This is a genomic window from Anabaena sp. FACHB-1391 (assembly GCF_014696755.1).
Taxonomy (GTDB): domain Bacteria; phylum Cyanobacteriota; class Cyanobacteriia; order Cyanobacteriales; family Nostocaceae; genus Dolichospermum; species Dolichospermum planctonicum.
On sequence record NZ_JACJQS010000009.1, the window covers coordinates 1 to 20772 of the forward strand.

At 36.4% G+C, this 20772-nt stretch carries 21 protein-coding genes; 10 read left to right on the forward strand and 11 right to left on the reverse strand.

From position 1 onward, the window contains the following. The 4 genes from H6F62_RS06050 to H6F62_RS06060 all read left to right on the forward strand — a co-directional run. Nucleotides 1–1680, forward strand: a 1680-nt coding sequence (locus tag H6F62_RS06050) for a tetratricopeptide repeat protein (protein ID WP_190371578.1), incomplete at its 5' end; no start/stop codon positions are given. Nucleotides 1681–1778: 98 nt separating this feature from the next. Then, nucleotides 1779–2870, forward strand: coding sequence for an RNA-binding domain-containing protein (locus tag H6F62_RS06055; RefSeq protein WP_190371579.1), 1092 nt, complete (start codon nt 1779–1781; stop codon nt 2868–2870). A 29-nt stretch (nt 2871–2899) separates the two neighbouring features. Further along, the gene (locus H6F62_RS21165) at nt 2900–3028 is read left to right on the forward strand and encodes a hypothetical protein (protein ID WP_255501571.1); all 129 of its coding nucleotides are present in this window, start codon (nt 2900–2902) and stop codon (nt 3026–3028) included. 44 nt (nt 3029–3072) lie between these two features. Then, nucleotides 3073–3330, forward strand: a complete 258-nt coding sequence (locus H6F62_RS06060) for a hypothetical protein (RefSeq protein ID WP_137907711.1) — start codon at nt 3073–3075, stop codon at nt 3328–3330. A gap of 112 nt (nt 3331–3442) precedes the next feature. Here the strand turns inward: H6F62_RS06060 and H6F62_RS06065 are convergent, their stop codons facing one another. The 8 genes from H6F62_RS06065 to H6F62_RS06100 all read right to left on the reverse strand — a co-directional run bounded on the left by H6F62_RS06065 (nt 3443) and on the right by H6F62_RS06100 (nt 13673). Next, complete coding sequence (locus H6F62_RS06065; protein ID WP_137907710.1) at nt 3443–3856, reverse strand: PIN domain-containing protein; 414 nt, start codon at nt 3854–3856, stop codon at nt 3443–3445. After that, the gene (locus H6F62_RS06070) at nt 3853–4110 is read right to left on the reverse strand and encodes a hypothetical protein (RefSeq protein WP_190371580.1); all 258 of its coding nucleotides are present in this window, start codon (nt 4108–4110) and stop codon (nt 3853–3855) included. The genes H6F62_RS06065 and H6F62_RS06070 overlap by 4 nt, the downstream gene beginning before the upstream one ends. Nucleotides 4111–4149: 39 nt before the next feature. Then, a complete protein-coding gene (locus H6F62_RS06075) occupies nt 4150–5355 on the reverse strand; it encodes an aspartate aminotransferase (protein WP_137907709.1) in 1206 nt (401 codons plus the stop codon). A 119-nt stretch (nt 5356–5474) separates the two neighbouring features. After that, a complete protein-coding gene (locus H6F62_RS06080; RefSeq protein ID WP_190371581.1) occupies nt 5475–6626 on the reverse strand; it encodes an iron-containing alcohol dehydrogenase family protein in 1152 nt (383 codons plus the stop codon). 211 nt (nt 6627–6837) lie between these two features. Continuing rightward, complete coding sequence (locus tag H6F62_RS06085) at nt 6838–7377, reverse strand: Ycf51 family protein (RefSeq protein WP_190371582.1); 540 nt, start codon at nt 7375–7377, stop codon at nt 6838–6840. A 511-nt stretch (nt 7378–7888) separates the two neighbouring features. Further along, nucleotides 7889–9184, reverse strand: coding sequence for an O-antigen ligase family protein (locus H6F62_RS06090; protein WP_190371583.1), 1296 nt, complete (start codon nt 9182–9184; stop codon nt 7889–7891). Continuing rightward, a complete protein-coding gene (locus H6F62_RS06095; RefSeq protein ID WP_028083897.1) occupies nt 9166–10008 on the reverse strand; it encodes a YaaW family protein in 843 nt (280 codons plus the stop codon). Before H6F62_RS06095 ends, H6F62_RS06090 begins: the two co-directional genes overlap by 19 nt. A gap of 71 nt (nt 10009–10079) precedes the next feature. Beyond that, nucleotides 10080–13673 carry a hydantoinase B/oxoprolinase family protein gene (locus H6F62_RS06100; protein WP_190371584.1) on the reverse strand — a complete coding sequence of 1198 codons (3594 nt, stop codon included), beginning with the start codon at nt 13671–13673 and terminating at the stop codon, nt 10080–10082. A gap of 279 nt (nt 13674–13952) precedes the next feature. On the opposite strand from H6F62_RS06100, the gene H6F62_RS06105 reads away from it, so the two are divergent. The 4 genes from H6F62_RS06105 to H6F62_RS06120 all read left to right on the forward strand — a co-directional run bounded on the left by H6F62_RS06105 (nt 13953) and on the right by H6F62_RS06120 (nt 18079). Continuing rightward, nucleotides 13953–14258, forward strand: coding sequence for a hypothetical protein (locus H6F62_RS06105; RefSeq protein WP_028083898.1), 306 nt, complete (start codon nt 13953–13955; stop codon nt 14256–14258). Nucleotides 14259–14748: 490 nt separating this feature from the next. Further along, nucleotides 14749–15963, forward strand: coding sequence for an ABC transporter substrate-binding protein (locus tag H6F62_RS06110; RefSeq protein WP_137907703.1), 1215 nt, complete (start codon nt 14749–14751; stop codon nt 15961–15963). A 6-nt stretch (nt 15964–15969) separates the two neighbouring features. After that, nucleotides 15970–16920 (forward strand): branched-chain amino acid ABC transporter permease, encoded by a 951-nt coding sequence (locus H6F62_RS06115; protein WP_190371585.1) that lies wholly within the window; start codon nt 15970–15972, stop codon nt 16918–16920. 184 nt (nt 16921–17104) lie between these two features. After that, nucleotides 17105–18079, forward strand: a complete 975-nt coding sequence (locus H6F62_RS06120) for a hypothetical protein (RefSeq protein WP_137907701.1) — start codon at nt 17105–17107, stop codon at nt 18077–18079. A 427-nt stretch (nt 18080–18506) separates the two neighbouring features. Here the strand turns inward: H6F62_RS06120 and H6F62_RS06125 are convergent, their stop codons facing one another. From H6F62_RS06125 to H6F62_RS06135, 3 genes are read right to left on the reverse strand one after another with little or no spacing between them, the layout of a single operon-like run. Then, a complete protein-coding gene (locus tag H6F62_RS06125) occupies nt 18507–18887 on the reverse strand; it encodes a hypothetical protein (RefSeq protein WP_137907700.1) in 381 nt (126 codons plus the stop codon). Continuing rightward, the gene (locus tag H6F62_RS06130; protein WP_137907699.1) at nt 18884–19066 is read right to left on the reverse strand and encodes a hypothetical protein; all 183 of its coding nucleotides are present in this window, start codon (nt 19064–19066) and stop codon (nt 18884–18886) included. The genes H6F62_RS06125 and H6F62_RS06130 overlap by 4 nt, the downstream gene beginning before the upstream one ends. Then, a complete protein-coding gene (locus tag H6F62_RS06135) occupies nt 19063–19230 on the reverse strand; it encodes a hypothetical protein (protein ID WP_190371586.1) in 168 nt (55 codons plus the stop codon). Before H6F62_RS06135 ends, H6F62_RS06130 begins: the two co-directional genes overlap by 4 nt. A gap of 195 nt (nt 19231–19425) precedes the next feature. Between H6F62_RS06135 and H6F62_RS06140 the strand changes: the two genes are divergently transcribed. Next, nucleotides 19426–19608: a helix-turn-helix domain-containing protein gene (locus H6F62_RS06140; protein WP_242025916.1), complete on the forward strand. Its 183-nt coding sequence runs from the start codon at nt 19426–19428 to the stop codon at nt 19606–19608. 168 nt (nt 19609–19776) lie between these two features. Beyond that, nucleotides 19777–20760 carry a branched-chain amino acid ABC transporter permease gene (locus tag H6F62_RS06145; protein ID WP_137907697.1) on the forward strand — a complete coding sequence of 328 codons (984 nt, stop codon included), beginning with the start codon at nt 19777–19779 and terminating at the stop codon, nt 20758–20760. The last annotated feature ends 12 nt before the right edge of the window (nt 20761–20772 follow it).

Here is a 20772-nt window from a genome sequence, read left to right on the forward strand (position 1 = left end):
AAAGCTTGTGAGATTTTTGAAAGTTCTTTACAAATTAATCCCGATAATATCATAGCATTAACTAGCTATGGAAAAGCATTAGCAGAATCTGGAAATTATGAGAAAGCTTGTGAGATTTTTGAAAGTTCTTTACAAATTAATCCCGATAATATCATAGCATTAACTAGCTATGGAAAAGCATTAGCAGAATTTGGAAATTATGAGAAAGCTTGTAAGATTCTTGAACATTCTTTACAAATCAAGCCTAATGATTTAATAACATTAACTAGGTATGGAGAAGCATTAGCAAAATCTGGAAATTATGAAAAAGCTTGTGAGATTTTTGAGCGATATTTACAAATAAAGTCTGATAATTATATATCTTTTATATACGCTAAATGTCTAGAGGAGTTATGTAAATACAGAGATGCCATATCTCAACTTGAAGCAATAGATTTTGATAGCCTACCGCAATATTATGTAAATGTTATTCATATCAATTTAGGAAGACTTTACTATGGTCTTAAATTGCAAGAACAGGGAAATAAATATTTTAACTTAGCAATTGCTAACTCAGATGATATAGAAAAATCATTATTATCTAGTGCCAGAAGTATCTTCGCTCATAATCCTTATAATGAAATTGCTGTTAAGATGTTACAACAAATTGCTGAGGAATCACCACGCTATTCTCAAGCACTGGAGATGTTGACGCTGAATTTAAGTGAAGAAGAATATTTTAAAATGGTTAAATCTGATTACCAAAGTGGTGTGAATGACACCGAAATACTAAATCGAGCGATTTATCATAAAATTGCTAATGAAATTAGCATTCTCAAAGGGATTGCTTACCGGATTTTGCGTTTTTCTCAAACAGAAGATCCCTTACTTACAGGTATTATTAATGATATTGAGGATGTACTTGAAGAAGTTAACCGTCGTCGAGGATTAGAAAAATCCCAAATTTCCACTATTGCTAATGATGAATATGAGCAAATTCTAGCAATTATTTCCAAAACTGCTCATGATATTTCTGATTTTGTTAATAATCAGTTAGCAATTATTGAGTCTAAAACTAGACGTGCTATGAGAAAAATTGCTGTTGATAATCCTCACTACAAGCAATTTGAGAAATTATTAACACAACTAGAATTTACTCAAATTGCTCTTAATGATCTCAAAGCTATTAATGAAGGGATTAAAATTAAAAATCATCACTTTAAAATCAAAAAACTCTTTGAAAAATGGGAAGCTAATCCTCATATTGATAATGCTTCTATTACTCTGGATATTAACAATGGTGATTCAGAGTTTAATGGTGATGAAGAAAAGATCAAAAGTATTTTAAATGAGTTAGTAGAAAATTCTCTCAAACACAATGCTAAAAAACTAGATTTAAACATCTCCATATCTACAGAGGATATTATCAATCCTCCGGGAGTTCGTGGTGCTAATATTCCAGGTGAGCAAAAATATTTATTAATTGAGTTTAATGATAATGGTCAAGGAGTTCCCCCAGATAAAAAAGATTGGATATTTCAACCTTTAAAAACTACCGCTAGTGAAGGTCATGGTAGCGGTTTAGGATTATTTATTATTCGCAAAACATTAACACAGATGAACGGATACATCCAAGAAACTGGATGGAAAGGAGCTAAATTTAAAATCTATATTCCTTATACAAAAAGCGAAAATAGTTAATTTCGTGAAATTTGATATCAGTCACACTATCAGGTTATACTAGGAATATGGTATAATTTGCTTTATGTCGTTTTTAAATCTCTGAAACCTATAAAATTATGCAAACAGAAAATATTCATTTGCTATTAGTAGAAGATACTCCTCGTTACCTCCGTGAACTTGTAGAGTGGTTAAATGATTTTGGTTATCGTCATATTGAGACTGCTTCTAGTGTAGTTGAAGCAACAGAAAAGTTATGTAATCCTTTTGATGTCATAATTTCTGATATGCGAATGGAGCAAGATAACAGTGGATTTGCGATTGTGGAAGAGGTAAAAGCACGTAATCTTTCATCAGTAGTGATTATCCTCACTGCTAACGACACTGTGGTAGATTGCCGGAATGCGTTTAAATTAGGAGCATGGGACTATATTTCTAAAAATATGGAGGGTAATGTTTTTGATGCTGTCCATTATTCTATTCAAGAAGCTATTACCTATTTTAATCGTTGGGGTAATGTCCACAATGAACAATGGATAACTGAAAATCTGGAAATTTTAGAAAAAGACTATTGGGGTAAATATATTGCAGTCATTAATAAAACTGTGATTGAAACAGCAGATAATGAAGATACCCTCAACAAATTACTTGAGGAACGAAAATTAAGACGGTTTTTAACTACTATTAGAAAAATAGGTAATTTACAACCAATTTCTCACCTGATAAAATTACCAGAAAGTCCAAAATTAGAATATAAAAGCACTTTGCAATGGGATGTTAAACAAAATCGTAAAAATGAGGATTTGAGATTTAGTGTCCTGAAAACTATTGCTGCTTTTCTTAATTCTGAAGGAGGAACTTTAATTATTGGAGTTGAAGATGATGGTAATATTTTTGGTTTAGAGCAAGATTTAGCTATTCTTTCTAAAGGTTCTTTAGATCAATTTGAGCAGACAATTGTACACCTGATTTGTACGTACATTAGTGCTAATTTTATGTCATTAGTTACAATTCGATTTGAGACAATAGATAGTAAAATAGTTTGTGCAGTTGATGTCAGAAAGTCAGATAAAATCGTCTTAATGAAAGGTAAAGATAAAAAATTAGAACTCTACATTCGCGCTGGTAACACTTCTAAGTCTCTTATTGATACTCCAGAAATAGTAGACTTTTGTTTAAAACGGAGTAAACCGTCAGGAGAAAGTTATTAGACCAGGCTATAAACTCGATTCGTGGTATAGTGGAAATAGAACAAGCTAAAAGCGATCGCTCTTTAGAAACAACAGTACAAGTATTCAGCATTATCGCTACTATAGTATGTACTTTTCTAGCTATGTTGGGTGTATGGATCAAAAAGCGGAAATTGTAGGTGACAATGAATCATAACTTAGATATTTAATGAAGGAATAAATCATGAAAATACAAGGAATTATCAAAGGTAACACTATAGAATTATTAGATCAAATATTAGACAAAATTCTTCTACCTGATGGAGTAAAAATTTCTATAGAAATACCAGATAACTTAATAATTAAACAACCCAAATGGCCAGAGTTAGAAACTGTTATTGGTTTATGGAAAGATGATCCAGAAATTGATGAAATTTTTGATATCATTAATCAGGAACGTCATCAATATCATAAATTTAAACAGATTTCAGGTGATTGGTAATTGATGATTTCCCCTTATCCCATATCACCTTAATTATTACGCAGAAACAGAAACTTGCGATTGATAGCAAATACCCGCTTCCTTGAATCTTTGTAAAGCTTCACCCAAGCGATTATGGCTGAATTACAGAAATCTCCTCATTACGGTTTTTACGATAAATATTAAAATCGCTATCTAAAGTCATAATTGCACTATTAGGTATTTGTTCAGACATTCTCACCAAACAAGCATCAGCAAAGGACATTGGTACAGATTCATAACGATTCATTAAATGTCTGATATTACTTGCTTCTCCTTGCAAATCAAAAGAGATCGTGATTACATTACCCTCAATCAATTCAATAATTCCCTGTTGAATATGAGGTAAATCACGAAACAGAAAACAAGCTTCTGAAATCACAGCATCACAGGTGAATACAGGTAAATCAACCTGTCTCCATTGAGTTACAGCCCATTGATGAAAGCGATCAGATTTCCTCAAATAAGCAACCAAAACACCAGTATCAAGAATTATCTGCTGATTCATTTCTGCCCATATTCTTTCATGTATTTCTTATTAAAAGAAAGATCGTCTACCCCACCTTCAATAACTCCTTCCCATTTTCTCAATAGATCATGAGGAGAAGTTTCAGGCTTTTTGAGATTTGAGTTTTCAGAATCTTGATTAAGTTGGTGATTACCCAATTCAAATACTAGAAACTCAACAAAACGGAGAACTTGCTGCTGTTGATCTATAGGTAACTGCTGCATCGTAGTTACTACTTTTTCCAGAATTGTCATAATCTTAATGCTTTTGAGATTGTGTATTCACCTTAATTATTACGCAGAAACAGAAACTTGCGATTGATAGCAAATACCCGCTTCCTTGAATCTTTGTAAAGCTTCACCCAAGCGATCGCAATCTGCAATTAAACTAATTCTCACATAGCCTTCACCACCCACACCAAAAGCATTTCCCGGAGTGACTACTACCCCTGTTTGCTGTAAAACATTCAAAGCAAAATCTGTAGAATTCATTCCCCCAGGACATTTTATCCACAAATACATAGTTGCTTCGGTTTTAGGAATATTCCACCCCAATTTACCCAAACCATCAATTAAAAAATCTCGACGAGTGCGGTAACGTTGCTGCACTTCATGTAAATAAGAATCAGGAAGTTGTAAAGCGGTTTCTGCTGCTGTTTGTAAAGCGGAAAAAATGCCATAATCTAAGTTGGTTTTGAGTGTCCGCAAACCTTGGATCACGTGACGATTTCCGACGACAAACCCAACGCGCCAACCTGCCATATTATAGGTTTTAGATAAGGTGTGAAATTCTACCCCTATATCCTTAGCACCCGGAATTTCTAATAAACTAGTAGGTTGATAACCATCAAAAGCTAATTCTGCATAACATAAATCATGGACTAAAAGGATTTCATACTTCCGCGCAAAAGCGACAATTTCTGCAAAAAATTCGCGGGGGGCGGTGGCTGCGGTAGGATTACTAGGATAATTAAAATAGAGAATTTTGGCTTTTCTGGCTACTTCGTCAGGAATGGCCGCTAAATCAATTAACCAGTTATTTTCTTCTTTAAGAATTAAATTGTGAATGACTCCCCCAGCAATAATCGGACCACGGAAATGTACAGGGTAAGATGGTGAAGGTACTAATACAGTATCACCAGGATTAATGTAGGCGATCGCTAAATGTCCCAAACCTTCCTTAGAACCGAGTAAGGGTAAAGCCTCACTATCAGGATTAAGTACCACTCCATAGCGACGATGATACCATTGAGTAATAGCTTTACGGAAACTTGCAGTCCCTTCAAATGGAGGATAACCATGATTAGCGGGATTTTGCAAGGCCGTCATGGCAGCTTCTATTACAGGTTGAGGTGTAGGACCATCGGGATTTCCCATACCCAAATCAATTAAATCCAGTCCTTGTTCTCTAGCTTTCGCTTTTAATTCATCTAAACGAGCAAAAACATAAGGAGGTAACTTTTGTATCCGTTCTGCGGGAGTAATCCAACTTAAATTCATTCTTTCAACCTCGAAATAGGGAACAGGTGACAGGTGATAGGTGACAGGTGACAGGTGACAGGGAATAGATGAAAATTTTACCAATTACCCATTACCTATTACCCATTACCTATTACCTATTACCCATTTTTAATTTTTAATTGATTTGGTGCAGTGGTAGAAACCATTGCGGCCATTAATTGTTCCAACGCTACTTTAAACGGTAAACGGTGGATATCAGAATTAGGTTCTAAACTAATTTCTGCTGCTGTTTGTAACTCACCCAGAGTGATATTACCTAATCCCAAATCTGCTAATTTTTGGGGTAGTCCAATCTCTGCGTAAAACTTCAACAGTTGTTGTCTTGCTGAAGCTGCTAATTGATTTCCCTGGATCATTTCTTCTAACCGCAGTTGTACCAGAATACCATAAGCGACCTTCTCCCCGTGAATGCTATTATGTCCTGAAATATGGGTTAAGCCATTATGAACCGCATGGGCAGCGACTGTGCGACATTGCGCCCCTCCTAGCCCCCCAATTACCCCGGCTAGGAGTACGGTTGCGTCTACAACTTCTTGCCAAATTTCCGTACCTGGGGACTGTAACGCAGCAGCAGACTTTTGTAGTAATATATCTCGTAAAACTCGCGCTTGTTGAACCGCAGCAATAATTAAAGTTTGTTGCAAATGTCCACTGCTAACCGATGCTTCGTACCATTTAGCGATCGCATCTCCAATACCTGCTACTAAGGTCCGTTGCGGTGCAGTCTGGATCAAATTATAATCCAAAATTAGCAACTCTGGACAGCGAGATAAAGCCACGTCATACAAAAACGCCCCCGTTGTTGAATATACATTAGAAAGGGCAGTCCAGGCCGCGCAGGTAGCCGCAGAAGTGGGAATTGTGATCACTGGTAATGTTAACTGGTGAGCGACTAATTTAGCGGTATCTAAGGCTTTACCACCACCAATACCGATAATGATATCAGCCTTATGTTCCTTGGCGGCTTTGCGTAAAGCTTTCAGACTAGTTTCACAACAATCAGCGCCATAGGAAGCCAAGATAGAATGTAATTGTTGAGATTGGAAAAGAGGTTTTAAATGCTCTTTGCTCAGATTAAGAGTATGATTTCCGGCTACAATTAACGGACGAGTTCCCAAATTAGCGACTTGAGCCGCAACGGTTGATAATATACCAGCGCCGCGAATTACTTTCCCTGGGGAAATAGAAAGGCTGAAAAATGAACTAGCAGCTTGAGTAGACAAAGTTTCGGTAGGATTTTGATTAGGCATGATCTTTATTTTGCCAAAAATATTGATATTTCTTAATCAGATTTTAAAAAAATAATCTTTATTGTATTGTATATAGCAAAAAAAATGTGCAAATAGAGAATATAGGAAAATATTTATTTCCCAATATAGCGGACTGCTGAAAGCTAAAAAATGCTATAGCTTCTAGAGACGTTTACCGAAACGTCTCTATATTCTTTTTTTAATTCTTTTTTTACGAAATGTCTAATCTTGACCCAGCGGGTTTTGGTAGTGAAGCAAACTTGTCTAAATAAATTTTGATTGTCATTTCCGGGTCTTCACGACTGACTAGAGTGCGGTTGACTTCACCCAGGTATAGGGGTACAGACAACCCGATTTCTGGGTGGATAATGGTGCGGGCGCGGACTGTTAATTGCTTATTTCCGCCACTACCTAAGCGACCATAGGAATACAGGTTACTAGCTGCTTGACGTAAGGTGGCTTCTAATTCTGTGGGAGTGATTTCCGGGAAGGTGGAAATTACCGTTTGGTTAGAACCGTTATCATAAACTAGAGTGTATTTAACAGCGCCGGGAATAACTGTACGACTCAAGGGAACAAGGGACAATGAAAATAACCCCCCTGTCAGTACCAGCATAAAGCCAGTTGCACCCACTAATCGAAAGCGAAAGCCCCATTTGAGTATAAAGGCTAAAATTGTCAAAACTGCAAATACTATTGTAGCAATACCTGACCATTGGGTGTATTGTAAAAAATTATCTGTACTAGGCATAGGGTTTTAATTACGAACTTTCTTATTTTACTAATTACAGTGATTTTCAGGTCAATGAACCACGGTTTATAGGAAATTGTTTCCTTCTAGGCGCGAAGGAAGAAGGTAATCAGGGTGTGGTGTAATTAAATAGATGAAATAGATGAATGCTGTTGTCAGTTTTAATTATCTCTGAATTTAAGTAGGTTAACGGAAAAAACCCAACATAAGTAACGAAAAGTAAAGTGGCCTAAAACCTGTAACCTGTAACCTGTAACCTGTAACCTGTAACCTGTAACCTGTAACCTGTAACCTGTAACCTGTTCCCTGTTCCCTGTTTTCTGTAACCTGTTCCCTGTAACCTGTTCCCTGTAACCTGTAACCTGTTCCCTGTAACCTGTAACCTATAACCTGTCACCTATAACCTGTCACCTGTCACCTGTAACCTGTTCCCTGTTCCCTGTTCCCTGTAACCTGTTCCCTGTTCCCTGTAACCTGTTCCCTTGTCATAACGACAATTTTTAACGCCAACCTACTTATGATGTGATTGATATTGGTACATAACTCCACACAATGCAGCTAGAAATATCCAAGCCAGGGTATTTAACCGAATATCAAAGATGGTGATATCAACGGTATTAAATAATATCCAGCTGATAAATGTAATTAAATAACTAAAAAAGATGAGGCGATTTTTTGGTTCTATGGTTTGGGAGTTCCATAAAAGTTGACTAGCTGTAATTAATATCCAAATTAGTAACCCACAAAATAATAAGGTGGTAATTAGACCTGTTTCCGCTGATAACATTAAAAAGAGGTTATGGGGATGATTTATATCAATTTGCATTTGGGTTTTATACAGTTCATTAAAACTGCGTAAACCTGAACCAGTTAAGGGGTGTTTTTGGGTTAAATTTAAGGCAAATTCCCATTGGGTTTTTCTCATTAATGCTATCGGTCTATCAGGAAACATATCATCATTTAACCGCGCCCAAATTCCATAGGGAACGAATTTACGGAAAAATTCTGCCATGGGTGAAGGTGCAAAAGCTGCTAATAAAAAACAACTGGTAATACTGACAACAGCACCAACAATTAATCGCCAACCTTGATATAAAGCATAAGCTAAACAGGTAAAAATAGCTATGAACCAGCCATTGCGAGAATTAGTTAAAATCAAGGCGATAAGGTTAGCAAATACTGTAATTGTTAAAAAGATAATCAGGGGATTTTTTTGTTTGAGTTTCTGATAGTTTTCTAGCCATAAACCTAAACCTAAAATGAAAATAGTTACTAAATATGCGGCTAAAGTATTAGCGTGCATAAAGTTAGAAGCCATGCGTCCTTGTGGTAATCCTCCCGGTGCAACTATCCAATCAAAAACAATCCATAAAACCTGAAATTTAAAGTTCCAATTCAGAAATAATTGCCCAAATCCTATGATTAAAATAGGTACAGAACCAAATACTATTATCCAGGATATTTGTCTTAATTGGGTAGGTGTTTGTATGAGGGAGGTTAGTCCTGCAAAAAAGAAAAAGAAGGGTAATAAGTTAAATAAACCTAAAAAAGCATCTAGTTTGTGAGGAGCAAATCCGGTGCTAATGAGTAGTAAAATACTCAAAATAGCAAATCCCTGGTGAATTGGATACTGGCGAATGATATGGTATTGTTTGCGCCAAGTTAGTAATGAAGCTACAGCTATGGAAATACCCCCTAAAAATGGACTCAGGGGGAAAGATATTAGTCCAAATTGCAGCCAATTCCAAGGGGTTTGTAAGCGGAAATTCGGATGATAAAAGGTTTTTTTTAAGCTATTTCCCAGCATTCTGTACGGGTAAGACGAATTTGGGCGAGGGTAAACACTGTAGGAATAATTCTGCCATAGTTTGTAGCGATCGCTTTCCAACCTAAATCAGCAAAAAACCAAGCCCACATCATTGGACCGACAAAAGCAAATACACTACGAACCGCACTATAACGGGCTGCACTCATGGTCATCCCCCGTCGAGACATTTGTAAAGCTACATGATTTTGAAACTGTTTAGTCGCTAGTCCTGTACCTGTAATTGCTGCTTCTTTAGCTACTTGATAGGTAGCAAAATGAACAGCAAATTCACGGGCGATAGTTTGTAGTACAAAGGGTTGAATTACAGAAGTTACAGCCAAGGCGCTACCACCTTTAAATATTAATCCTAAAGGATCATGTTGCAATGATAATGGTAATGGTTGTTTTAAGTTCGATTCTACTAACTGACGTTGCAAATTAATAGTTAGTTGCTGCTTTTCTGTTTTTGGTAGTTGTTTCCAAACCTTTCCTAACAGATGTAAAAATACTTCTGCTTCTAAATCAACTGTTGTTAAATTTTGATCATAGTGAATTTTCAGATATTTACAGACTTGAATCAGGGCTTGTCTGTAAGTTACTTTACTAGTTTTCCTCCGTAATACTGTGATCCCGTCGGCCGCTAAAAAACGAAAACGGTCCTCAATAGCATTTAACCAAGCTTGACGGTCTTGGCTTTGTACTGTAATGGGTTCGGGGGTGTGAACATAATCTAAGGGGTTAAATTTGCGACTAAACAGAATTGCTGTCAAGTCCTGTAATTCTTCTTCGGTGGCTAATTCTAATACTGTCCTGAGTTCTTCCAATTTCCCGTCCTCTCTTCCGTACAACTTATCTGTCACCTATTCTACTACGTTATCAATGAAAATTCACCTCATCACAACTGGCTGTAGCCTCCACCACCAGGAGTTTCAATCACAAATATATCTCCAGGATTCATTTCTACCACGGCTTTGCTTGCTAATTTCTCCACAGTTCCATTATTTCTTTCTACATAATTTTTACCTACTATACCTGCTTCTCCACCACATAAACCAAATGGGGGAATAATGCGATGATTTGCTAAAATTCCTGCTGTCATATTTTCTAAAAATTGTAACCGCCGAATTACACCATTTCCACCGTGATATTGACCTTGACCACCACTATGTTGACGAATTGCAAAACTTTCTAAAATCACAGGAAAACGCCATTCTAAAACTTCGGGATCTGTTAATCTAGAATTAGTCATGTGAGTATGAACTGCGTCTGTTCCATCAAAATTTGCACCCGCACCAGAACCACCGCAGATAGTTTCATAATATTGATATTTCTCATTTCCAAAAGTGAAATTATTCATCGTTCCTTGGGAAGCTGCTAACACACCTAAAGCCCCATATAAAGTATCAGTAATTGCTTGGGAAGTTTCCACGTTTCCCCCAACTACCGCAGCCGGATAAGAGGGGTTTAACATACAACCTTGAGGAATAATAACTTCTAAGGGTTTCATACATCCTGCATTTAAAGGAATATCGTCATTTACTAAGGTGCGAAAAACATATAAAACTGCTGCTTTACATACTGCTGAAGGTGCATTAAAGTTATTATTTAATTGTGGTGAAGTACCAGTAAAGTCTATTTTGGCATTTCTGGAGTTTTTATCAATGGTAATTTCTACTTTAATCATACTTCCATCATCTAAAGCATAACTAAAACTACCGTCTTTTAAAACTTCAATAACACGACGAACAGATTCCTCCCCATTGTCTTGGACAAAACCCATATAAGCTTGGACTGTTTCTAAACTATAGTGTGCTACCATTTTTAGAAGTTCTTGAACACCGATTTGATTCGCTGCAATTTGCGCTTTTAAATCGGCGATATTTTGAGAAATATTCCTAGCTGGGTACGGTTCACTACTGAGTAAATTAATTAATTCTTGTTCACAGAAAATCCCAGAATTAACTAGTTGAAAATTATCTAATAAAATTCCTTCTTCTGCTATATTTGTACTATAAGGTGGCATAGAACCAGGAGTTATTCCACCAATATCTGCATGATGTCCCCGGGAAGCAACATAAAAAATGGGAAAATTAGCATTGAGAAATACAGGGGTAATAACTGTAATATCTGGAAGGTGTGTTCCCCCATTGTAGGGATTATTAGCAGCAAAAACATCACCCGGTTTAATATTATTTTCATGAGTGGAAATCAAAGCTTGAACACTTTCACTCATAGAACCTAAATGGACAGGAATATGCGGCGCATTTGCTACCAATTGTCCATGATGATCGAAAATTGCACAGGAAAAATCAAGTCTTTCTTTAATATTGACAGAGGAACTGGTATTTTGTAATGTTATACCCATTTGTTCAGCGATCGCTCGAAACAAATTATTAAAAATTTCCAACATAACCGCGTCTTGGCGATTTTGGATTTTCGATTTTGGATTTTTGGTTAAAGATCGAGCATTTCCATTATGCTTTAATATCAAATTCTGAATATTAGTTAATTCCGCTTTCCAGTTAGGTTCAATAATATTTGTACCTGTCGCTTCTACAATAATTGCAGGACCTAAAATACAGTCCCCCGGTTGTAAATTCTCCCGACGATAAACTGGAGTATTCCACCATTTTCCAGCCGTAAACATTTGTACGGTTGTCTCTGCAACAGGTAAATTATCATTTATTCGAGAAATTACGGTGACAGTTTGGCGATGATGATGTAATACTAATTCTACCGTTACCGCCTCCACAATTAACCGCTTTTCCGCGACAATAAAGCCATAACGCTGACGGTGTAATTCTGCAAATTGATCCTCTATTGCTTGTAAATCAGCGAAATCTACCACTAAAGGCGCGTCTGTTCCTTCATATCTTAAATGCAGCTTTTTATACAGTAAAATCTCTACATTACCAGGATTTTGGCGGTTTAATTCTTTTTTTCCCGCTGCTGCTAATTCTGCGAATACTGCTCTTAAATCTGACAACAATTTTAATTCTAAAACCGCTTCAATAGCTTTGTCTTTTAAGACTCTAACATCTGCTAAACCCATCCCATAAGCAGATAAAACCCCAGAATAGGGATGAATCAATACCTGTTTCATCCCTAAAGCGTCAGCAATTAAACAAGCGTGTTGTCCACCGGCACCACCAAAACAGCATAAAGTATATTCGGATATATCATAACCACGTTGGAGCGAGATTTTCTTAATTGCATTGGCCATTTTATCAACAGCTATGGTCAGAAAACCTGTGGCTACTTCCTCCGCTGGGCGATGATCACCAATTTCTGCTCTTAATTCCGCAAATTTACCCTTGACAATCTCTACATCTAATGGTAAATTTGCTTCTCTACCAAATACCTGGGGAAAAAAAGCCGGTTGCAACTTACCCACCATGACATTACAATCTGTGACTGTCAGCGGTCCACCTTTAGAGTAGGAAGCCGGTCCAGGATTTGCACCAGCGGATTCTGGTCCGACGCGATAGCGAGAACCATCGAAATGTAAAATTGAGCCACCACCCGCTGCAACTGTATGAATAGCCATCATTGGTGTGCGGAATCTCACCCCAGCCACTTCCGCCTCTAATGTGCGTTCATATTCACCATTGTAATGGGCAACATCCGTAGATGTACCACCCATATCAAAACTGATAATTTTATTAAATCCTGCTATGATGCTAGTTTGCACCGCCCCGACAATTCCCCCCGCAGGACCTGATAAGATACTATCTTTACCTTGAAATGTTTCCGCGTCAGTTAAGCCTCCGTGAGATTGCATAAACTGGAGGGTGACATTTTTTCCCAACTGACTGGCTACTTGATTGACATATCTTCGTAAAATCGGGGATAAATAAGCATCTACTACCGTTGTATCACCCCGACTAACTAACTTCATTAACGGGGTAACTTCATGAGATACTGAAACTTGAGTAAAGCCGATGTTTTTGGCGAGGTTAGCAACTTGTTTTTCATGGTTAGTGTAGCGATAACCGTGCATAAAAACAATTGCACAGGAACGAATGCCGTTATTGTAAGCTGTTTGTAGTTGTCGGTGAACACTATCTAAATTTAAGTTAATTAATACTTCACCTTGAGCATTGTAACGTTCTTCTACTTCAATCACCTGCTCATACAACATTTCTGGTAAAATAATTTGCCGAGCAAAAATGTCAGGACGGTTTTGATACCCAATTCTTAAAGCGTCTGCAAACCCCTTGGTGATAATTAAAACAGTTCTATCTCCCTTTTTTTCCAGGAGGGCATTTGTGGCTACTGTTGTTCCCATTTTAACAACTGCGATTTCTTGACTAGGAATAGCCGCGTGAGCAGAAATGCCTAAAATTTGCCTAATTCCCTCTATGGCGGCATCGGTGTACCGTTCGGGATTTTCGGATAATAGCTTATGAATTTGTAACTTACCATCTGGGCTTTTGGCGACAATATCAGTAAACGTACCACCCCTATCAATCCAAAATTCCCAAGTCATTGTAGATTACACCTCTGTCAATAGTTACAAACTTTAATCAAAACCCTAACTAGGTATTGGCAGGTTTAGCGATTCCGGTTCCAGGCTTCGCTATCATGAGTATATTCTATCTGATCAAAATATATCAATCTCAAGTGCAATCTGTGATATATGCTGATTTAAGGTTAGACTTTTAATATATGGGAAAAAAATACTTCTTTCCTTATCTATTGTAAAATTCACTTAACAAACAAAGATTGAGTTTAAATAAGTGCCATCAGATACAAAGGAGAAATAACAATGACAGAAAATACTCAAGAAAACAGTGGTAATACTGAACAAAGTTCTCAAGGAACAATGATAGTAGCTGGAATGCGTCCCATTACCACAGGGACTTTACAGGTAGTTGATACCTACAACTCCATGGGAATTCGTCCCATAGGTGCAAACACATTCCAAGTGGTTGATAGTATTAATTTGTCTGGTATTCGTCCCATTGCTTCCAGCGCTTTGGTAATTGCTCAAAACTATTCTATATTCGGAAATCGCCCAATAGCCCCAAATACTTTTGATGATTCCGAAATTTTGATGGGTTTTCTAGATTAGTACCAAAGTTAAGAATTGAGGAGTCAGAATGCTTGTATAAAGTATCCATTGTTTAGAGTGAGGCTATATTCGCCCAATACTAGAAAAACATCCTCTTAATTTTTCTGAGGTCGTTGCATAATTTCTACCGCCATTATGCAACACCGTAAATTTACCAATTTTCTTGTGCTAATTTATAGCGGGCAGGATGCCCGCACCACAGACAGCTAACACACCCTACCTCAAATATACTGCATTTAAGTATAATTTTCTTGTGCTAATTTATAGCGGGCAGGATGCCCGCACCACAGACAGCTAACACACCCTACCTCAAATATACTGCATTTAAGTATAATTTTAATTGGTATAATTATAGCGGGCAGGATGCCCGCACCACAAGATACTGATATGTTCAAAAATCAGACCTACTACACTAACTAATTAGCAACTAATTATCAGTCCTTGTGTGGTTAAATAAATATGATCCCAAAACTATAACTATAGTTGAATCATGAACAAAACTCCTGGACTAACAACCACATTCTTAGCTACCTGCACTATTTTACTAACAGCTTGCGGCGGCGGTAATACCGGGACTAACACTGCAACTAATACCTCCACCCCTACATCTAGTGCTATCCCCATTGGCATCGCCTTTGCCCAGACTAGCAACGTGGCCTTACTAGGTCAAGAGGGTATAGCAGGTGTAAAAATAGCCGAAAAGTATTTTAATGATCAAGGTGGGGTTAATGGTACACCCATTAAATTAGTAGTGCAAGATACTAGTGGAGATGAACCAGGGGCAATCAACGCCTTTCAAACATTAATCAACAAAGATAAAGTGGTGGGTATTATTGGTCCAACTTTATCCCAACAAGCTTTTAGTGCTGACCCGGTTGCAGAACGTGCTAAAGTTCCAGTAATTGCAGCATCAAATACGGCTAAAGGTATTCCCGAATTAGGTGATTATATTGCTCGTGTATCTGTACCTATTGCTAAAGTTGCTCCCAATGCAGTCAAAGCAGCACTCAAACAAAACCCCAATATTAAAAAAGTGGCTGTTTTTTATGCCCAAAATGACGCATTTAATAAATCAGAAACAGAAATATTTCAAAAAACAGTTAAAGACGCAAAACTAGAAATAGTTACAGTCCAAAAATTTCAAACTACTGATACTGATTTTCAAAGTCAAATTACTAATGCTATGAATTTAAAACCAGATTTAGTGATTATTTCTGGTTTGGCTGCTGATGGTGGTAACTTAGTAAGACAGTTGCGAGAACTCGGTTATAAAGGTTTAATTATTGGTGGCAATGGTTTAAACTCATCTAATATATTGACAGTATGTAAAGCACTTTGCGATGGTGTAATTATTGCTCAAGCCTACAGTCCAGATCATGCTAATAATATTAACCAAAAATTTCGGCAAAGTTATTTAGATCAATACAAGAAAGAACCACCCCAATTTAGCGCCCAAGCTTTTACCGCTCTACAAGTTTATGTAGAAGCACTCAAAGCTTTAGATAATCAGAGTAAGATTAATAAATTGCCATTACCACAATTAAGAACTTCACTGAATAAACAGATATTAGCAGGAAAGTATGATACACCTTTAGGGGAAATATCTTTCACACCTATCGGTGAAGTAGTACAAAAAGATTTATATGTAGCCCAAATCAAAATGGATAAAGATGGCAATAGTGGCAAATTCACATTTATTAAATAGTCGGAAATGGATTTCACAGTAATTTTACAACAGTTGTTAAATGGGTTATCTATTGGCAGCGTTTACGCTATTTTTGCTTTAGGATATACCCTAGTTTATTCGATTTTAGGCATTATTAATTTAGCCCATGGGGCAATTTTTACTTTAGGTGCTTATTTTACTTATGCACTCATGGGCGGGAATTTTGGCTTTAGTGGTTTGTTAGCTAATGCAGCTTTACCCGTAAAATTGCCTTTTACAATTGCTTTGATTTTAGGTAGTATCTTGGCTGGATTAATCGGAGTCATCATGGAACGTCTTGCCTTTAAACCATTGCGGCGTAAAGGTTCTGACCCATTATTAACAGTGGTTTCTAGCTTGGGTGTAGCCGTGGTAATTGTTAACTTAATTCAATATTTATTAGGTGCAGAAAGTTACACTTTTCCAGCGGATACGTTTGGGAATTTACCAGCAGCAATTAATTTTGGTAGCGCCCAACATCCAATTCCTATTCGCACTGTACAACTAATAATTTTTGTTGTTTCCTTGATAGTTGTTTCCATGATTACCTATTTTGTTAATTATACTAAATATGGTAAAGCTATGCAAGCGATCGCTGAAGATCAAATAACTGCCAGTTTGTTAGGAATTAATACCGATAAATTCATCATTATCACATTTTTTATCAGCAGTTTCTTAGCAGGTTTAGCAGGAACTTTAGTCGCTTCTAGTGTCAGCATAGCCGGTCCTTATTTTGGAATTGGTTTTGGTTTACGGGGTTTAGCTGTAATTGTTTTAGGAGGTTTAGGAAGTATTCCCGGTGCAGTTTTGGGAGGTTTAGTTATCGGGATAATTGAAGCATTAGTTCCCGGAGAATATTCTGGTTATAAAGATGCTGTTGCTTTTGGCATCTTGTTTATGATGTTATTAGTTAGACCCCAAGGTTTATTAGGTAAGAAGTTTATTCAAAAGGTGTAGAATTAAAACATCCTCTAAGGAAATACAGAAATTAGAGTAATTTAGCTATCAGGAATCTTTGTTATGAAAGTGAACGGAAAAAAACCGACATAAGTAACGAAAAGTAAAGTTGCCCAAAACCTGTTCCCAGTTAAGAGTTCCCTGTTCCCTTGTCATAACGACAATTTTTAACGCCAACCTACTTATGAAAGAAGTAACTGCTAATTATGATGAATCTTGGAAAGAAGCATTAACGGAGTATTTTGAAAGCTTCTTAACCTTCTTTTTTCCCGAAGTCCATCAATTAATTGATTGGACACAAACGCCTCAGTCCCTTGATAAAGAACTACAGGAGATTACGGCTTCATCAGAAACAGAAAAACGTATTGCTGACCAACTTTATCAAGTTTGGTTACTGGATAAACGAGAAGTTTGGATATTAATTCATGTTGAAATTCAAAGTCAATATGAAGTATATTTTGGTGAACGGATGTATATTTATAATTACCGTTCCTTTGATTTATATCACAAACCTGTAATTAGTCTCGCCGTTCTAGGTGATGAAAGGCATAATTGGCGACCTAGTGCTTATGGTTATTCCCTTGGAGGGTGTGAAGTTAGTCTGAAATTTCCCATTGCTAAACTACTGGACTATGAATCTCGCTGGCAGGAATTAGAAGCTAGTGATAATCCATTTGCTATCATAGTAATGGCACATTTGAAAACTAAAGCAACCACTGGTAATTTATCAGAACGGGAGCAATGGAAATGGACATTAATTCGCGGACTTTATGATAGAGGCTTAACAAAAGAACAAATTGTTAAACTCTTTAAAATCATTGACAAAATGATGACTTTACCTGGGCAATTACAGCAAAAGTTACTAAATCAACTTAACAGTTTAGAGGAGGAAAGAAAAATGCCTTTTATCAGTCCTACAGAAGAAATGGCAATAGAACGCGGTAAAGAGATTGGTAAGGAAATTGGTGCATTACAAAATGCTCGTGATTACATCAAAACTGTTTTGCAAACTCGATTTGGTGAGGTTTCTTTAGAGATTATAGTATCTCTATCTCAGATTTCTAATTTATCTATTTTAGATGAAATGTTGAAATTGGCTGTAACAGTTAATTCTGTGGATGATTTTAAACAGACTTTGGAATTGACAATATCTAAATAATTAATTGCGAAGAGAATTTGCTAAAACAAATTAAGTTTTTTAACCCACCTTTTGCTTAATTGTAAATTCGGTGGGTTTTGTCTGTATAATCAATGATATCAATAATTATGCAAACTTCAATGAGGTTAATCGAATATAGCATATAATCATTTTACGAATATTCTCGTGAACAAAGAAACTACTTACCATTATTTCCTAGAGGAGAAGGAGAATTTAATACTATTCCAAAACGCATTTTAAAAATAAATATTGAAAATTAATTACACTACTGAATTGGGTAAAAACTTTGAGATTTTAGCTACAGTGTAATTAATATGATGAGCAATATATTTGAAAACTATTACTTTTCAGAAAATAAAATCGAAATGTGGGAGATTTACATGAAAATGCCTCTTTCATTTACCTACAATTTCCCACAGGTTTCTATTCACGCTTCTATTTTAAGACTAGGGGATACTTGGATTTTTGGTAATGGTTTTAATGGGGTATTTACTGGGGAATAACGACAATAACAAATAACTACTGATTCAAAAGTACCCAGAGGTAAATCTGGTACATATTCTTCTACCTTGGAAACCTCCCAATCACCAATTCTATAATGTGTACTTGCACCTGGAAATTCAGAATCTACATATTCTTCAATTTGACTAAATTCCTTGAGTCTATAACCTGGTTCGGGAATAGGTTTTTTAGAACCATCATAATGTTCAGCTAGGATATTAGTACAAGCTCCAGTATGAGATAGTAACATTTTTTTCCAGTTTTTTAACTGTCCTTTATCTGCTTTAAAAATAATATATTTACTCATTTTGATTCCTCATGATCATTAGGAAATTCTGTTTCACCTTCAAACACACAATCAACTTTGAGAATTTTATTATTAGTAGGTTCTACTTTCAATAATTCCCATCCGTATTTATCAGCCATTTCTTGACATTTATCTCTGTCTGTAGCTGCGTGTCTGGAAATTTTTTCTTCCTCTGTCATGGTGATTCTACTTGTTGAGATTTTTTATTTTGGGCGATCGCTCTCTTGACAATCACCTTAGCTAATTGCGGAACACTGAGAAACTCTCTAGCAGCCCAATCTTCTAAGTATTTATATTCATCTTCTTCTATGCGAATTGTCATTTGCGGTTTTTTGGAAGGCATATCTAACTAACCATGATTCACTACTCCTAAATTATCGTTCTTATTAGTCTGATTGACTAATAATGAATTAAAGTATTTACAGGTGATGCACTTGTAACTATAATATTAACAAGTAATCTATTTGTCAACTATATTAAAACCTGACATTATAGCTAAATTAATATAATTATTACCTGACATTATCAAAGAAACATCATGACTACCAACATCCTGGATAACATTTATCTGCGGACATTAGGAGAAATCCTCCAACAAGCGCGTAAAAAATGCAACATGACTCAAGCGGATGCAGCCAAAATTATTGACGCTGCACGCACCACCATGATCGCTATTGAAAAAGGAGAACGTCGCATCAAAGTGTTAATCATTTATTATTAAATAATGTACTCAACGCAATTAGAATTAAAAGACATTATCAACCTCCAAAAAATCATCCTTTGCGAAATTGGTGGGCAAATGCTTCTTAATACAGCATATTGTCAGTCAATGAGGTACAAGATTGATGTATACTAACTATAAAATGCAAAATGTTTCCCACACCAAAATATGGCTGAATTTTTTTCTACTTACGGCTCTTTAATTGTCTCAATGGTCTTAGGTTCACTGCTGGGACTATCACTTTACCTGCCATTAATGACCGGACAATTATCTTTAGCTAGTCCGGGATTTTATGCTATAGGTGGATATATTGCCGCCATTTTTTCTACTAAAGTTTTTATATCTAATATCTCTAATAGTGATTTACTCCCAATTCATATCTTATTATTTGAGATGTTAATTGCTGGAATTATTTCCGGTTTATTAGGTGTAGCCGTGGGAGTTCCCGCTTTAAGATTGCGAGGAATTTATTTAGCAATTGCTACCATTGCTTTTGTGGAAGTTTTGCGGGTGATATCTTTAAATTTAGAGATCACAGGTGGTGCAGTTGGTATTTTTGGTATTCCCCAACCTTTCCAAACACCAATAGAATATTTATGGATTGCTTTACCTTTATTAATTATCAGTATGGTGGTGATTTATCGTCTAGAACGTATTCGTATTGGCCGAGCTTTTATTGCTATCCGTGAAGATGAATTAGCAGCGGGAGCAATGGGAATTAACCCCACCTATTATAAAGTTTTAGCCTTTACCTTGGGTTCAATTTTAGCCGGGGTAGTTGGCGCAATTAGCGCCCATTTTCTGAATACTTGGAATGCCCGTCAAGGTACTTTTGATGCTAGTATTATTTACTTGACTTATGTGTTAATTGGTGGTTCTAGAAGTTTTTTAGGCGCAGTATTAGGAGGAATGGTATTTACAGCTTTACCAGAAGTATTAAGAAATCTCGCTGATACAGGTGGGTTACCTGATTGGTTTGCCCATTTTTTACGAGATGGAAGATTAATTATTTTTGGTTTGTTAATTGTCATTGGTACAATATTTTTTCCCCAAGGTTTAGTCACTCCTGATATTTTTAAGCAGCTAAAGCTAAGAATCTGTCAATTTTCAATTACCGCTAAAAGAGGGAAGGGGAAAAAGGGAAATCCTTAACATTGAAAAAGT

Excerpts from the sequence above, each read along its gene's own strand:
- H6F62_RS06055 (WP_190371579.1), top strand. The coding sequence starts at position 1,779 with ATGCAAACAGAAAATATTCATTTGCTATTAGTAGAAGATACTCCTCGT.
- H6F62_RS06060 (WP_137907711.1), top strand. The coding sequence starts at position 3,073 with ATGAAAATACAAGGAATTATCAAAGGTAACACTATAGAATTATTAGAT.
- H6F62_RS06065 (WP_137907710.1), bottom strand. The coding sequence starts at position 3,856 with ATGAATCAGCAGATAATTCTTGATACTGGTGTTTTGGTTGCTTATTTG.
- H6F62_RS06070 (WP_190371580.1), bottom strand. The coding sequence starts at position 4,110 with ATGACAATTCTGGAAAAAGTAGTAACTACGATGCAGCAGTTACCTATA.
- H6F62_RS06075 (WP_137907709.1), bottom strand. The coding sequence starts at position 5,355 with ATGAATTTAAGTTGGATTACTCCCGCAGAACGGATACAAAAGTTACCT.
- H6F62_RS06080 (WP_190371581.1), bottom strand. The coding sequence starts at position 6,626 with ATGCCTAATCAAAATCCTACCGAAACTTTGTCTACTCAAGCTGCTAGT.
- H6F62_RS06085 (WP_190371582.1), bottom strand. The coding sequence starts at position 7,377 with ATGCCTAGTACAGATAATTTTTTACAATACACCCAATGGTCAGGTATT.
- H6F62_RS06090 (WP_190371583.1), bottom strand. The coding sequence starts at position 9,184 with ATGCTGGGAAATAGCTTAAAAAAAACCTTTTATCATCCGAATTTCCGC.
- H6F62_RS06100 (WP_190371584.1), bottom strand. The coding sequence starts at position 13,673 with ATGACTTGGGAATTTTGGATTGATAGGGGTGGTACGTTTACTGATATT.
- H6F62_RS06105 (WP_028083898.1), top strand. The coding sequence starts at position 13,953 with ATGACAGAAAATACTCAAGAAAACAGTGGTAATACTGAACAAAGTTCT.
- H6F62_RS06110 (WP_137907703.1), top strand. The coding sequence starts at position 14,749 with ATGAACAAAACTCCTGGACTAACAACCACATTCTTAGCTACCTGCACT.
- H6F62_RS06115 (WP_190371585.1), top strand. The coding sequence starts at position 15,970 with ATGGATTTCACAGTAATTTTACAACAGTTGTTAAATGGGTTATCTATT.
- H6F62_RS06120 (WP_137907701.1), top strand. The coding sequence starts at position 17,105 with ATGAAAGAAGTAACTGCTAATTATGATGAATCTTGGAAAGAAGCATTA.
- H6F62_RS06125 (WP_137907700.1), bottom strand. The coding sequence starts at position 18,887 with ATGAGTAAATATATTATTTTTAAAGCAGATAAAGGACAGTTAAAAAAC.
- H6F62_RS06130 (WP_137907699.1), bottom strand. The coding sequence starts at position 19,066 with ATGACAGAGGAAGAAAAAATTTCCAGACACGCAGCTACAGACAGAGAT.
- H6F62_RS06135 (WP_190371586.1), bottom strand. The coding sequence starts at position 19,230 with ATGCCTTCCAAAAAACCGCAAATGACAATTCGCATAGAAGAAGATGAA.
- H6F62_RS06140 (WP_242025916.1), top strand. The coding sequence starts at position 19,426 with ATGACTACCAACATCCTGGATAACATTTATCTGCGGACATTAGGAGAA.
- H6F62_RS06145 (WP_137907697.1), top strand. The coding sequence starts at position 19,777 with ATGGCTGAATTTTTTTCTACTTACGGCTCTTTAATTGTCTCAATGGTC.